The organism is Tersicoccus phoenicis (assembly GCF_001968835.1).
Taxonomy (GTDB): domain Bacteria; phylum Actinomycetota; class Actinomycetes; order Actinomycetales; family Micrococcaceae; genus Tersicoccus; species Tersicoccus phoenicis.
On record NZ_MRDE01000076.1, the window covers coordinates 90,982 to 104,600 of the forward strand.

At 69.5% G+C, this 13,619-nt stretch carries 13 protein-coding genes and 2 tRNA genes; 8 read left to right on the forward strand and 7 right to left on the reverse strand.

Annotated elements, in window-relative coordinates:
- The first annotated feature begins 47 nt into the window (after nucleotides 1-47).
- The 4 genes from BKD30_RS13345 to BKD30_RS13355 all read left to right on the forward strand — a co-directional run bounded on the left by BKD30_RS13345 (nucleotide 48) and on the right by BKD30_RS13355 (nucleotide 1,128).
- On the forward strand, nucleotides 48-662 hold the full coding sequence (locus tag BKD30_RS13345; RefSeq protein WP_083956522.1) for a DUF3566 domain-containing protein: 615 nt from the start codon (nucleotides 48-50) through the stop codon (nucleotides 660-662).
- A gap of 106 nt (nucleotides 663-768) precedes the next feature.
- Nucleotides 769-842, forward strand: a tRNA-Ile gene (locus tag BKD30_RS13350).
- Nucleotides 843-871: 29 nt separating this feature from the next.
- A complete protein-coding gene (locus BKD30_RS16520) occupies nucleotides 872-991 on the forward strand; it encodes a DLW-39 family protein (protein ID WP_218189307.1) in 120 nt (39 codons plus the stop codon).
- A gap of 64 nt (nucleotides 992-1,055) precedes the next feature.
- Nucleotides 1,056-1,128, forward strand: a tRNA-Ala gene (locus tag BKD30_RS13355).
- A gap of 403 nt (nucleotides 1,129-1,531) precedes the next feature.
- On the opposite strand, the gene BKD30_RS13365 is transcribed toward BKD30_RS13355, so the two are convergent.
- From BKD30_RS13365 to BKD30_RS13385, 5 genes are all read right to left on the reverse strand, one after another.
- Nucleotides 1,532-2,140, reverse strand: coding sequence for a cadmium resistance transporter (locus BKD30_RS13365; protein WP_076705330.1), 609 nt, complete (start codon nucleotides 2,138-2,140; stop codon nucleotides 1,532-1,534).
- Nucleotides 2,137-2,643 (reverse strand): signal peptidase II, encoded by a 507-nt coding sequence (locus BKD30_RS13370; RefSeq protein ID WP_076705332.1) that lies wholly within the window; start codon nucleotides 2,641-2,643, stop codon nucleotides 2,137-2,139. Before BKD30_RS13370 ends, BKD30_RS13365 begins: the two co-directional genes overlap by 4 nt.
- 47 nt (nucleotides 2,644-2,690) lie before the next feature.
- Nucleotides 2,691-4,598: a heavy metal translocating P-type ATPase gene (locus BKD30_RS13375; RefSeq protein ID WP_076705334.1), complete on the reverse strand. Its 1,908-nt coding sequence runs from the start codon at nucleotides 4,596-4,598 to the stop codon at nucleotides 2,691-2,693.
- Nucleotides 4,595-4,954, reverse strand: coding sequence for a Cd(II)/Pb(II)-sensing metalloregulatory transcriptional regulator CmtR (gene cmtR, locus BKD30_RS13380; protein ID WP_076705432.1), 360 nt, complete (start codon nucleotides 4,952-4,954; stop codon nucleotides 4,595-4,597). Before cmtR ends, BKD30_RS13375 begins: the two co-directional genes overlap by 4 nt.
- Nucleotides 4,955-5,150: 196 nt before the next feature.
- Nucleotides 5,151-5,894 carry a hypothetical protein gene (locus tag BKD30_RS13385; RefSeq protein ID WP_076705336.1) on the reverse strand — a complete coding sequence of 248 codons (744 nt, stop codon included), beginning with the start codon at nucleotides 5,892-5,894 and terminating at the stop codon, nucleotides 5,151-5,153.
- A 159-nt stretch (nucleotides 5,895-6,053) separates the two neighbouring features.
- On the opposite strand from BKD30_RS13385, the gene BKD30_RS13390 reads away from it, so the two are divergent.
- Nucleotides 6,054-6,596: a peptidylprolyl isomerase gene (locus BKD30_RS13390; protein WP_076705337.1), complete on the forward strand. Its 543-nt coding sequence runs from the start codon at nucleotides 6,054-6,056 to the stop codon at nucleotides 6,594-6,596.
- A gap of 217 nt (nucleotides 6,597-6,813) precedes the next feature.
- Nucleotides 6,814-7,467, forward strand: coding sequence for a rhomboid family intramembrane serine protease (locus BKD30_RS13395; protein WP_328586917.1), 654 nt, complete (start codon nucleotides 6,814-6,816; stop codon nucleotides 7,465-7,467).
- Between the two features lie 213 nt (nucleotides 7,468-7,680).
- Here the strand turns inward: BKD30_RS13395 and BKD30_RS13400 are convergent, their stop codons facing one another.
- Together BKD30_RS13400 and BKD30_RS13405 are read right to left on the reverse strand one after the other, a co-directional pair.
- Nucleotides 7,681-10,236 carry a glycoside hydrolase family 65 protein gene (locus tag BKD30_RS13400; RefSeq protein WP_076705339.1) on the reverse strand — a complete coding sequence of 852 codons (2,556 nt, stop codon included), beginning with the start codon at nucleotides 10,234-10,236 and terminating at the stop codon, nucleotides 7,681-7,683.
- Nucleotides 10,233-10,952 carry an HAD family hydrolase gene (locus tag BKD30_RS13405; protein WP_076705340.1) on the reverse strand — a complete coding sequence of 240 codons (720 nt, stop codon included), beginning with the start codon at nucleotides 10,950-10,952 and terminating at the stop codon, nucleotides 10,233-10,235. Before BKD30_RS13405 ends, BKD30_RS13400 begins: the two co-directional genes overlap by 4 nt.
- A gap of 82 nt (nucleotides 10,953-11,034) precedes the next feature.
- Here BKD30_RS13405 and BKD30_RS13410 point away from each other — a divergent pair, with 82 nt between their 5' ends.
- Together BKD30_RS13410 and BKD30_RS13415 are read left to right on the forward strand one after the other, a co-directional pair.
- Entirely contained in the window at nucleotides 11,035-11,763 is a 729-nt protein-coding gene (locus BKD30_RS13410; RefSeq protein WP_083956511.1) for an MOSC domain-containing protein, read from the forward strand.
- Between the two features lie 266 nt (nucleotides 11,764-12,029).
- On the forward strand, nucleotides 12,030-13,580 hold the full coding sequence (locus BKD30_RS13415; RefSeq protein WP_076705341.1) for an MFS transporter: 1,551 nt from the start codon (nucleotides 12,030-12,032) through the stop codon (nucleotides 13,578-13,580).
- The last annotated feature ends 39 nt before the right edge of the window (nucleotides 13,581-13,619 follow it).

A 13,619-nucleotide genomic window follows, 5' to 3' on the forward strand; every position in this document is an offset into this window, starting at 1 on the left:
GTGACGGCCGCGGCGGATCCGGCCAGCGCTCCGACGCGCTGGAACGGATGAAGACGCGCGGCGCCGGCGTCCGGGAAGCCGCGACGGGTCGAGCGCCGAGCCGACCCGACCGTGCCCCGTCCGGTCGGGCTTCGTCCAGCCGCACGGCGACCGGAACCGGAGGGTCCGGTGCCGTTGCCGCCGACCGTCCAGCCACCTCCGATCGCTCCACTGCTGGCCGTCCGGCCGGGCAGACCGCCTCGGGTGGACGGGACGCGGCCAGGCCGAACCCGAAGCTGGTCCGGCCGCCGCAGAAGGGCAAGGTGCGTCGGGCGCGGCTGCTGGTCAGCAAGGTCGATCCCTGGTCCGTGCTGAAGATGGCGTTCCTGCTCTCGGTGGCGCTCGGCATCGTCACCGTCGTGGCCTCGATCGTGTTGTGGACGGTGCTGGACCTGACCGGCATCTTCGCCCGCCTGAACCAGATGCTGGGTGAAGTGGGCGGCGGCGGCAGCACCTTCGACCTGCGCACCTACGCGTCGCTCGGTCAGGTGGCCTCGTTCGCGACCGTCGTCGCCGTGGCGAACATCTTCCTGTTGACCGCGCTCTCCGTGCTTGCGGCCGTGCTGTACAACATCACCTCCACCCTCGTCGGTGGCATCGGCGTCACGCTCACCGACGACTGAGGAGGGGAGCGGGTGGGCTTCGATCGAGGCGCCGCTCGGGCCTTCCGGGATTTGGGGGGCGGTGCCGCGGTACGGTATCGTCGTGTCTCGGCCCGAGTGGCTCTGGGGGCGTATAGCTCAGGCGGTTAGAGCGCTTCGCTGATAACGAAGAGGTCCCAGGTTCAAGTCCTGGTACGCCCACTCCCGTCCTCGTCACGTGAGGAAGATGCATGAAGAAGCTGCTGGCCGTCGCGGCGGCTGCCGCCGCCGGTGTCGTGGCGTGGCGCCGCTGGCAGGACGCCGAGGCCGAGAAGAAGAAGTGGCACCAGGCCACGGACACCATCGACTGACCCACCCACTCGGGGGCATGGCGCAGTGGGTAGCGCACCTGCTGTGCAAGCAGGGGGTCTGCACGGGGACTTAGCTCAGTTGGTAGAGCACCGCTTTTGCAAGGCGGGGGTCAGGGGTTCGAATCCCCTAGTCTCCACCGCACGCACAAGGCTCGATCCCTTGCCAACGGAAACGTTGGTCAAGGTTCGGGCCTTGTGTGCGTCTGCGGCCCGGGTCAGCGCGTTGGCGTTGACCTGTGGATCGAGGAGCATCTCGAAGGGTCGGTTGTGCTCGACGCGCAGCTCGTTGTCCTCGTCGATGTAGACCTTGGTGAAGAACGCCTGGTTGCCCAGCCGCCGGTTGGTGTCGTCGCACCGGGTGTAGCTGTCGGCGCAGTTGGCGAGCAGACCGAGCGCGTCGTCGACACACGGTCAGCGTCGGCCAGTTGACGCAGTGGCGCCGAGCAAGTCGTCTGGGCCGCTCGCACCCGGAGAGCCCGCAACACCCCGCCGCCAGGTAGCGATCACAGAACGCCACGATCTACGCGTTCGGCTACGAGGTCAGAGGCCGAAGGCACCGCCACTCATGAGGATGAAGACGCCCAGGCCGATGAGCACGATCGGGAACAGGATGTGTTCCCAGCGTTCCAGGACTTCGGCGATCGGTCGGCGCGTGGCAATGAACTTGGCCACGACCACCAGCACTGCAACGAGCGTGAGGAACACAACGCAGTATGCGACGACGGCAGCGGGCCCCACGCTGAGGAAGACGGGAACGTAGACGCCGATGTTGTCCCCGCCGTTGGCGAAGGTGACTCCAGCCACGGCCCAGACAGCGACCTTCTTGCTTTCGATCTTGCTCTCATCATCATCGTCATCGTCGGCACCGCGGTTGCGCCAGGCTCGCCACGCAGCCCACAGTCCCAACCCCAGCGGAATGAGTCCGAAGTAGGGGATGACCTCTGGCGGCAGGAACGCTCCCGCCCCGAGCGCCACCAGCACGGAAGCGCCCAGGATGCCAGCGAACCCGAGGTACTGTCCGACCAGGATCCGGGCGGTGGTCCCGCGCTGGCCCGCGCCTCGGGCGAAGAACAGTGAGAGCACGATGATGTCATCGATGTTCGTGGCGAGGAACAGGCCGATCGCCTGCAGGACGGAGGAGAAGATCATGCTTGGGACTTTCCGTGACGGAGGTAAAGCAGGAGGCCGAGTCCGACGCCGATTCCGATGATGACGTCGGCGAGGTTGCCGATGAACAGGTTGCCGTAGGCGAGGAAGTCAGTGACGTGGCCGCGGCCGAATCCGGGTGGGGCGAACAGCCGGTCCAGGAGGTTGCCGACGGCACCACCCCACACCAGGCCGATCGCGACCGCCCACCCGGCCGAGCGGGCACGCGAGGCGGCGATGAGCAGGGCGATGGACGCCACGGTCGCGATGACGGTGAGCAGCCACGTTGAACCGGACCCTAAAGACATGACGGTGCCGGGGTTGAAGGCGAGCTGAAAGCCGAGCCAGTCTCCCAGGAGCGGGATACGGTCATCCTCGCTGAGCTGGGCGAGGGCGAGTGCTTTGCTGCCTTGGTCGATCAGCACCGCGCCGGCGGCGACGGCGACGGCGAACAGGAACCAGCGGAGCCGGACGCGCGCCCCCGTGCGGACAGAACTCGCTTCCACGGCATCCGCTGGTCCCGGGGAGGGAGCGGAGCCGTCAAGGGGGCTGGTCATGCCTTCGTGCGCCGCGCCGCGCGGAGCCCGTTGAGGATGACGACGACTTCCGCGACCTCGTGCACGAGCACGACCGCGGCCAGCCCCAGGACTCCGGTGATCGCCAGCGGCAGCAGGACCACGATGATCGCGATCGACAGCACGACGTTCTGGTTGATGATGTTGCGGCCACGGCGGGCGTGAGTGAGGGCCTGCGGGATGAGGCGCAGGTCGTGGCCGGTGAAGGCGATGTCGGCGGATTCGATCGCGGCATCGGCTCCCTTGGCCCCCATGGCGATCCCCAGGTCCGCGGCCGCCAGCGCGGGAGCGTCGTTGATGCCGTCCCCAATCATGGCGGTGGGCCGAGACTTCGAGAAATCCGCGACGGCGGTGGCTTTGTCCTCGGGCCGCAGCTCGGCGCGCACGTCGGTGATGCCAGCCTGGCCGGCCAGTGCCGCAGCGGTGCGGGCGTTGTCGCCGGTGAGCATCGTCACGCCGATCCCGCGGCGGTCCAGCGTGGCGATGACCTCGGGGACCTCAGGTCGCAGCTCGTCACGCACCCCAATCGCCCCGACAGGCTCGTCGTTGCGGTGGACGATGACGACGGTCATCCCCTCGGATTCCATCGCACGTACCTCGTCAGCCAGCGTGCCGGCGTCGAGCCAGCGCGGGCTTCCGACGGCAAGACGAGCACCGGCGTAGGTGCCGACGATGCCGTGCCCGGCGGTCTCGCTGACGTCTGCGGCGATGGGAGCGTTGCGTACCGCTTCTCTGATCGCTGCGGCGAGGGGGTGCGTGCTGTGACCTTCCAGGCTCGCCGCCCACGCCAGCACCTTGTCCTCGGTCACATCCGCGGCGGTGACGACGCGGGTCACGGTGGGTTCGTTGCGGGTCAGCGTGCCGGTCTTGTCCACGGCGAGGTGGCGAATGCCTCCGAACCGTTCGAACGCGGCCCCGGACTTCACGACCACACCGAATTTCGATGCGGCACCGATCGCGGACACCACGGTGACCGGGACCGCGATCGCGAGGGCACACGGCGATGCGGCGACCAGGACCACCAGAGCGCGGGTGATCCACAGCTCGGCATCGCCGGTCAGTAGCGACCCGAGCACACCGACCAGCACGGCGAGGATCATCACGCCAGGAACGAGGGGGCGGGCGATTCGCTCGGCCAGGCGGGCACGCTCGCCCTTCTGGGCCTGTGCCTGCTCGACCAGCTCGACGATCGTGGTGAGCGAGTTGTCAGTGCCGGCGGCGGTCGCCTCGACTTCGAGAACGCCTGTGGTGTTGATCGACCCGGCCGAGACTTCGGTGCCGGGATCGACGTCGACCGGGATCGACTCGCCCGTGATCGCGGACGTATCCAGGCTGCTCCGTCCGGCGCACACGATGCCGTCGGTCGCGATCCGTTCGCCCGGCCGGACCACCAGGACGTCGCCTACGCGCAACTCCTTCGCCTCCACTTCGGCGGTGGCGTCGCCGCGCTTGACGAGTGCGGTGTCGGGCACGAGCTTCAACAGCGCGCGCAACCCTGCGCGGGCGCGGTCCATCGCCTTGTCCTCCAAAGCCTCCGCGATGGAGTACAGGAACGCCAGCGCGGCGGCCTCTTCGACGTACCCGAGGATCACCGCGCCGGTGGCGCTGATCGTCATCAGTAGGCCGATGCCGAGCTTGCCCTTCGTGAACAGCTCACGCAGCGCGCCCGGCACGAACGTGTACGCACCCAGCAGCAGACCGATCCAGAACAGAACCAAGCCCGCGGTCTCCACGCCGGTCCACTCGCACACCAGGCCGGCGGCGAACGCGACGCCGGAGGCGATCGGGATCAGAACGATGGGGCTCCGGTACCACGGCCGGTCGTCGTCGTCATCATCATCATCGAGGTCGACGTGCTCGACCTGCGAACCCGTGACCGTGCTCACGCCCGAACCTCCCCGGCCACGCAGCCCTCGACTTCGCAGTCCGGGTCCATGCACGGCACGCTCTCGTCGACCGCGAGCGTCGCGTCAACCAGTGCCGTCAGGGCGCGGGCGAGGTGCGGGTCTGCGATCTCGTAGCGGGTCTGCCGACCCTCGGGCTCAGCCACCGCGATCCCGCACGCGCGCAGACATGTCAGATGGTTCGACACGTTCGATCGTGAAAGCCCCAGATCGCGAGACAGCACCGCCGGGTAGCTCGGGCCGGCCAGGAGAGTAAGGAGGATGCGAGAGCGGGTCGGGTCGGCCATGGCCCGGCCGAGCCGGTTCATCACGTCGAGTCGATCGAGAATAGTCAGCATACGGTGACTATACATTGCGCGATGTACATTCAGCGCCAGGCGTCCTCACCAGCTGCGAGTCGGTCGAAAGCCCGCTACCAGCGAGAGCGCAGCGAAGTGCTCGCGAATCCGTCGTGGAGAACATGTCCCGTTCCCCGGCCAACAGGGCCCGGTGACCGTGACGGTCACCGGGCCCCGCTGGCGTAGCTCTACTGCGTCAGGCCTTCGAGGAGTCCGAGACCGGGGTCGTGGACGTGACCTGTGCGTCCGGCGCCGGAGTCACCGGGCCGGCGGCCGGCGCCGTCGTGTCGGCCACGTGCTTGCCGTCGCCGGCGGAGATGGTGGTGGTCACCCGCGCGGTGGCCGGCTGCGGGGTCTTCCACGGGTCCTCGACCGGCTGGGACGCGCGCCACGCGGAGACACCAGCGACGGCGGCCGCAGCGAGGGCACCGAGAACCAGCCAGCCCTTGCCGGTCTTGCCGCTGGAGCGCTTGGCCTTCTTCGACGTGGTCTTCGCCGCATCGACCAGGGCCTTCTGTGCCTTCTTCATGGCCTTCTTGTCGCCGGTGAGCTTGGCGACGATCAGATCGAGCTGCTCGGGGGTCTGCACGGCGCCCAGCTTCTTCGCCGCGAGGGCGGCAACGTCACCGAGCTTCAGCTGCGCGGCCGGGATGTAATCACCGACCACCTTGTCCCGCGCCGAGTTCAGGGCCGGGGTCGCCCGATCGAGCTGCTTCTGCAGCTTCGGTCCCGCGGTGTCCACCGCGCTGGAGATGCGGGGGCCGACGGCGCCGAGGCTGCGCTGCAGCTTCGGCGTCAGCGACGCAACACCGTCGGCGAGTTCGTGACCGGCCCGCTGGGCAGCGCCCTGCACGGCGGGGGAAGCGGTGTCGATGCCCGCCTGCACGCGCGAGACCGCCCACTTCAGGGCGCCGTCGACGGCCTTGTCCTTCTTGCTCACGTCAACCTCCAGAAAGGGTGTACTGGTCCTCGCCTAGCCTACGGGGTCGCGCAAGACTCGCACTATCACGCGTCGGCGCCGTTTCACTGTGCGCTGAACCGGCCCCCTGACACCGCAACCGAGGCGGTCCTGCCGGCCGTGCATGGAAGAATCGGCGCCATGAGTGCACAGGCAACCCACCAGGCGACCATCCACACCACCCAGGGCGACATCGTCGTCGAGCTCTTCGGCAACCACGCGCCGAAGACCGTGGCGAACTTCGTCGAACTGGCCACCGGCAAGCGCGAGTGGACCCACCCCGCGACCGGCGAGAAGACGACGGACCCCCTGTACGACGGCGTGATCTTCCACCGCATCATCAAGGACTTCATGATTCAGGGCGGCGACCCGCTCGGCCGCGGTGTCGGTGGCCCCGGCTACGAGTTCGACGACGAGATCGCCCCCGACCTGGACTTCACGGCGCCCTACAAGCTGGCGATGGCGAACGCCGGCAAGCGCGGCGGCCACGGCACCAACGGATCCCAGTTCTTCATCACGACGGCGCCGACCACCTGGCTGCAGGGCAAGCACACCATCTTCGGTGAGGTCACGGACGCGGACTCGCGGGCCGTCGTCGACAAGCTCAACGCCGTGCCGACCGACCGGGGCGACAAGCCGGTCGACGACGTCGCGATCACGAGCGTCGACGTCGTCGAGCTCTGAGCCCGATCGGGAGACGATGAGCTTCGGACAACCGGCGGTCGGCGGGACCGATACGGAGCCGCGGTGCCCCCGGCACCCGGACACCGTGTCCTACGTGCGTTGTCAGCGCTGCGGGCGACCCGCCTGCGCCCAGTGCCAGCGTCCCGCCGCCGTCGGCGTCCAGTGCGTGGACTGCGTCGCCGCACAGGCGGCAGCGACACCCTCGTTCCGCACTTCCTTGGGCGGGGTCGTACGGGACGGCCGCCCGATCGTCACCTGGGTGCTGATCGGGATCTGCGTCGTCGTCTTCCTGTTCCAGTACCTGCTGCCCGGTGTGACCTACGCCCTGGGCTACGCGCCGGTGCTGACGGCCACCGAGCCGTGGCGCATCATCACCAGCGGTTTCCTGCACTCACCGGGTTTCCTGCTGCACATCCTGTTCAACATGTACGCCCTGTGGGTTCTGGGTCAGGTGCTCGAACCGATGCTCGGCCGGCTCCGCTTCCTCGCCGTTTACCTGCTCGCGCTGATCGGCGGGTCGGTCGGCGTGCTCTGGCTCGGCGACCCGCTGACCCTCGTGGTCGGCGCCTCGGGCGCCATCTTCGGCCTGTTCGGTGCGCTGTTCGTGATCCAACGGCGGATCGGTGCGGACACCCGGGGTCTGCTGATCGTGCTCGCCATCAACGCGGCCCTGGGCTTCTTCGTGCCCGCCATCGCCTGGCAGGCGCATCTGGGCGGCCTGCTCACCGGGGCTCTCGCCGCCGTCCCCCTGGTCTGGGCGCCAGAGGGGCGGAACCGGGCGCGGATCCAGAGCCTCGGCCTGGTCGGCGTGCTCGTGGTCCTGACCGCCCTGATCGCCGTGCGACTGGCCGCGGCGCCGGCCATCGCCTGACACCGGCGTACCTGCCGGGGCCGTTGTCCACAGGGTTGTCCCCAGTGTGCACAAATCACACCGGTGTAACTCCTCACGCTGGGGCCTGAATCCGGTGCCACAGCGCGGTCCACGCCGGTGGAGAGAGCGGGCAGCGGTTGTCCCCACCTGTGGACAACGCGTGGGACAGCCCGCACGGAGGCCGAGAACGCGGCGGGGGCACCCGCTCCGGTGTCAGGCCCGCTCGGGTGCGGACCTGATCTCATGGAGTTGAGCGGTGTCTGTGGGCAGGCCTGCGGTGATCACGGAGCCGTCCTCACGGATGCCGCCGAGCACCGGAGTGCTCGGTGCGCGTCCGTGGCGGGGACCCTGTCCGCGCAGTGGAACGACGAGGGGCTCATCCTCGGTGACCCGCAGATCCTGCCCGCGTACGGTCAGCGAGACCGGCCCGCGTCCTTCCTCGATGCTGGCGGTCAGCCACTCCTGCTCGACCTCGACCCGCAGCCGCGTCCCGCGGCGGCGGATCCGGAACGTCAGCCTCGACCACGCCGCCGGCAGGCGGGGATCGAAACCCAGCCCCCGCCGGAGGTCCTTCAGCCCGCCGAATCCGTAGACCAGGGAGTTCCACACCCCGCCCGCGGAGGCGATGTGGGTGCCGTCGACGGTATTGCGGTGCAGATCCGCCAGATCGACGTACAAACCGTGCAGGAAGTAGTCCAGGGCCGACTCCTCGTACCCCACCTCGGCGGCGATGATCGACTGGACCACGGCGGAGAGTGTCGAGTCCCCGGTGGTGATCGGGTCGTAGTAGTCGAAGTTGGCCTTCTTCTGCGCGTCGGTGAACCGGTGGCCCTGCAGGAACATGGCGAGCACGACGTCGGCCTGCTTGAGCACCTGGTACCGGTAGATCACCAGCGGGTGGTAGTGCAGCAGCAGCGGACGACGGTCCTCCGGCGTCGCGGGCAGGTCCCACATCTCCCGGTCCAGGAAGTGCTCGTCCTGCGGGTGGATCCCGAGCTCTTCGTCGTACGGGATGAGCATGTGGGCGGCACAGTCCCGCCACACCCCTGGTTCCGCGGGGTCCAGGTCCAGCCGATGGCACATCCGTGCATACGCCGCCGGATCGGTCTGCCGGATGGTCCGCACGGCATCGGCGGCCTGTTCGAGGTTGTACCGGGCCATCACGTTGGTGAACAGGTTGTTGTTCACGACCGTGGTGTACTCGTCCGGGCCGGTGACGCCGTGGATGTTGAACACCCGGTGCTCGTTCTCCCGCCAGAAGCCGAGGTCCTCCCACATCCGGGCGGTCTCGACGAGGATGTCGATGCCGTTGCCCTTGAGGAACTCCAGATCCCCGGTGGTGTCGACGTAGCGGCTGACGGCGAAGGCGATGTCGGCGTCGATGTGGTACTGCGCGGTACCGGCGGCGTAGTAGGCCGACGCTTCCTCACCGTTGATCGTCCGCCACGGGTAGAGGGCGCCGCGTTGGGCCAGTTCACGCGCCCGTTCGCGGGCCTTGTCCAGCTGGTTGACGCGGAAGCGCAGGGCGTTCCGGGCCAGGCCCGGGCACGTGTAGGAGAGGAACGGGATGACGTAGACCTCGGTGTCCCAGAAGTAGTGACCCTCGTAGCCGGACCCGGTCACCCCCTTGGCGGGCACACCGAGCTGGTCGGCGCGGGCGGTGGCCTGCGCGAGCTGGAACAGGTTCCAGCGCACGGCCTGCTGGATCGCCGCATTGTCCTCGCCGTCGCTCTCGACCTCGACGTCCGCGTCGGTCCAGAACCGGTCCAGCCACGCCCGCTGGGCGTCCCGGCTGACCTGCGGGCCGTCGGTCCGGAACCGGTCCAGGGTGCGGCGACACCGGTCGAACAGCTCGCGCACCGGGACCCCGCGGGAGCTGTGGTAGGCGACCGCCTTGGTGATGGTGATCGGCCGGCCCGCCTTGGCCTGCACCCGGTACACCTTCTTGCCCAGGTCCGCCTCGGTGCTGATCAGCTCCTCGTACTCGTCCTCGGTCTCGATCGTGTGGTCCGCGCCGACGGCGAGGGTCATCCGGGAGGACGCGCATTGGTAGCCCAGGATCATCCGTCGTCCGCTGCACCAGTTGCCCCGGGGTTCGAGCACGCGGGCTCGCAGCCGGGCCGCCTTGCGCGGGTCGCCGCCCTCACCCATCGCGGCCGCCGGGACGTGGTACTCGTCGACGCCGTCCTGCCGGTTGAGGATCTGGGAGGAGACGGCTACCGGCGCGTCGCCGTCGAGCATGGTCACCTTCAGGGTCATCACGGCCAGGTGCCGCTGGTCCAGGGAGATCATCCGCGACGACTCGACCATCACCCGTTTGCCGGCCGGGGTGCGCCAGATCAGGTTGCGCTGCAGCACGCCGCTGCGGAAATCCATGCATCGCTCGTAGTGCTCGAGGTCCGCCACCGCGAGCAGGAGCGGCTCGTCGTCGACGTAGAGCTTCATCAGTTTCGCGTCCGGGACGTTCACCATGGTCTGGCCGGTCTTGGCGAACCCGAACGCCGATTCGGCGTGCCGGATCGGCCACGTCTCGTGGAAACCGTTGATGTAGGTGCCGTGGGTATGGGCGTCCCGGCCCTCCGGCGGGTTGTCCCGCATGCCCAGGTAACCGTTCCCGGCGGCGAACAGGGTCTCGGTCAGGTGCAGGTCGTCGGTGGCCGGCCACGTCTCGGTCAGCCGCCACGGGTCAGCGGGGAACCGGTCCCGGTTCAGCGGGTCGGTGAACGGCTCCGGCTCCCCTTCGATGCCCCGGGTGTGTCCGCGGGTCATGGCAGCACCTCGTCCAGGTCGGTGACGACGACGTCGGCCCCCGCGCCGGTCAGGGCGGCGGCGCCGGCCCCGCGGTCGACGCCGATCACCAACCCGAACCGCCCCGCCCGGCCGGCGGCGACACCGGACGTGGCGTCCTCGACGACGACGGCGCGCGCCGGGTCGACGCCGAGCAGCTCGGCGGCGCGCAGGAAGGTGTCCGGGGCCGGCTTGCCGGCCAGCTGATGCGTGGCCGCGTCCTCGCCGTCGACCACGCACGCGAAGTCGTCGCTGATGCCGGCGGCGTCGAGCACGAGGCGGGCGTTGCGGGACGAGGAGACGACCGCCATCGCGGTGCCCCGCCGCCGCAGCGCGTCCAGCAGACGTGCGGACGCCGGGTACGGGGCGATGCCGTCCCGGGCCAGGACGGCGTTGAAGGCGGCGTTCTTGCGGTTGCCGAGCCCGTTGACGGTCTCGGCGTCCTCCGGGTCGTCCGGCTCGCCGTCGGGCAGGGTGACGCCCCGGGAGGCGAGGAAAGCCCGCACCCCGTCGGTGCGGGGCCGGCCGTCCACGTGGGCGAAGTAGTCCGCATCCGTGAACGGGGGCTGTTCGCGGCCGGCGAGAAAGGCGTCGAACATCTGCGCCCACGCGGTCCGGTGGATCTGCGCGGTCGGGGTCAGGACGCCGTCGAGGTCGAACAGGACGGCGTCGAAGTCGCTCCAGTCCACGGGCACCATGCTAGGGGACGGGAGTAAGCGTTTACGAGCACGGTGCTGCGATGTCCACCCGCGTGATCGGTCCGCGGGCGATGATGACCCCATGGCTTCTCCTCCTTCCCGCCCCCCGGCGGCCGTCCCGAGCGCGACGTCCGTCGGTGGCCGGGTCCTCGGTGTCGGTCGGCTACTCAGTGTTAATGTCGCCGCGTCCGGTGCACCCCGCCCGGGCCGGAGCACGGCGCTGACCGGCATCCACAAACTCCCCGCGTCCGGTCCCGTGGCGGTGTCGGACCCGGGTCCCCGGTCCACCGGCGTCGGCAGCGGGCTGGCAGGAGACGTGATCGGCGATCATCGGCATCACGGTGGCACCGATCAGGCGGTGTACGCCTTCGGCCGCGCCGAACTGGACCACTGGGCCGGTCGGCTGGGCCGTGATCTGCCGGCCGGAGCGTTCGGGGAGAACCTGACCATCGGCGGGTACGACGTCGACGGCGCGGTCCTGGGCGAGCGCTGGCGGATCGGCGACGTGGAGCTGCAGGTGACCGGCCCGCGCCTGCCCTGCGGCACCTTCCGCTCCGCCATGGGCGTGCGGGGATGGCTGCGGATGTTCACCGAACACGGCCGTACGGGTGCGTACCTGTCCGTGCTCACCCCCGGCGAGCTCGCCGCCGGAATGGAGCTGACCGTGTGCCATCGGCCCGACCACGACGTCACCGTCCCGGAGCTGTTCCGCGCCCTGATGGGGGACGTCGCGGCCCGGCGCCGGGTGGCCCTGGCGGGCGACGACCTCTCGGTCACGGCGCGGCGCGGCCTCGCCCGCCCCGGTGCGTGACCGCCGTTCTCCACAGAGGTTGTCCACAATGTGGAGAACTTACACGGCTGTGATTCGAGGATGGCATCTGGCCGTGTCGACGGGTTCTCGAGCCGGTGTGCGGCCCCCGTGACTCCTGGGTCCCGAGCGCCGTCCACAGCGTGCACAACCTGTGGACAACGTCGGCTGTGGAGCACGCGGTGACCCGGGCCCGCGGGCACCGAAATTGTGGACCGTTCCCGACGCGGGTACTCTTGACGGGTTTTGTCGTCGATCGGAAAGGCAGCATGCCGCCCGGAACCAGCAGCCCGAAGCGCGAACTGACCGTCGCCGACGTCAACGTCGTCGATCCCCCGAAGCTGAGGAGAGCCGTCAGCGGCACCGTCGTCGGCAACACGATGGAGTGGTACGACTTCGGCATCTACGGGTACCTCGCCGTGACCATGGGGCAGGTGTTCTTCCCGGCCGAGGACCCGGGCGCTCAGCTGCTCGCCTCCCTGGCCGCCTTCGCCGTCAGCTTCCTGGTCCGCCCGCTCGGTGGGCTGGTGTTCGGCCCGCTCGGTGACCGGATCGGTCGGCAGCGCACCCTCGCGGTGACCATGCTGATGATGGCAGGTGGCACCTTCGCGATCGGCCTCCTGCCGACGTTCGAGCAGGTCGGCGTGCTCTCGCCGGTGCTGCTCGTGCTGCTGCGGATGGTGCAGGGCTTCTCCACCGGCGGCGAGTACGCCGGGGCGACGACCTTCGTCACCGAGTACGCGCCGGACCGGCGTCGTGGGTTCCTGGCTTCCCTGCTGGACGTCGGCAGCTACCTCGGTTTCGCGGTCGGTGCCGGCACCGTTTCGATCTTCCAGGTGATCCTGGGCGAGGCCGCCATGCTCGACGGCGGCTGGCGCTGGCCGTTCCTCATCGCCGGCCCGATCGGCCTGGTCGGGTTGTACTTCCGGCTCCGGATCGAGGAGTCGCCGCAGTTCGAGGCCAACCAGGCGCTGCGCGAGCAGGTGGCGACGGCCGGCTCCGGGGACGACGCCGTGACGGAGCCGCGACTGGGTCTGGTCGGGATCGTCCGCGCCCACTGGCGCGCGCTGGTCATCGCCATGTTCCTCGTCGCCGCCGCGAACACCGTCGGCTACGCGTTGACGTCGTACATGCCGACCTACCTGACGGACACGCTCGGCTACGACGCGCTGCACGGTACCGTGCTGACCATCCCCGTACTGGTCGCGATGTCCGCGGGCATCCCGCTCACCGGGCGGATGTCGGACCGCTTCGGCCGTCGCCCGGTGCTCGCCACCGCGGCCATCGCCACGATCGTGCTGATGATCCCGGCCTTCAGTCTGCTGGCGATCGGATCGCTGTGGTCGACCGTCCTCGGCCTGTGCCTGGTGGCGCTGTGCGTGATGCCCTACGTCGCCAACCTCGCCTCCTCGCTGCCGGCGCTGTTCCCGACGGCGAGCCGGTACGGGGCCATGGGCGTGGCGTACAACTTCGCGGTCGCCATCTTCGGCGGGACCACCCCGCTGCTGGTGCAGGCACTGATCGAACTCACCGGACAGGGCATGGTCCCCGCCTGGTACCTGATGTTCTTCTCGGTGCTCGGCCTGGTCGCCATCTGGCGGATGCCCGAGACCGCGGGACGGCCGATGCCCGGCTCGATGCCCAACGTCCAGTCGGAGCAGGAGGCCGCCGAGCTGGTGGCCGGTCAGCACGACAACGACCGGCTCGACCTGGCCGCGCTGCCGTTCGATTCCACCGCGTTCGATTCCACCGCGTCGGACTCCACCGCGTTCGACGCCACCCCCGACCCGGACGAGGACGCACTCACGCGCAGCCGCTGAGGCGGCGCCGTGGACGGCGCCATCAGCACACGGGCCGGG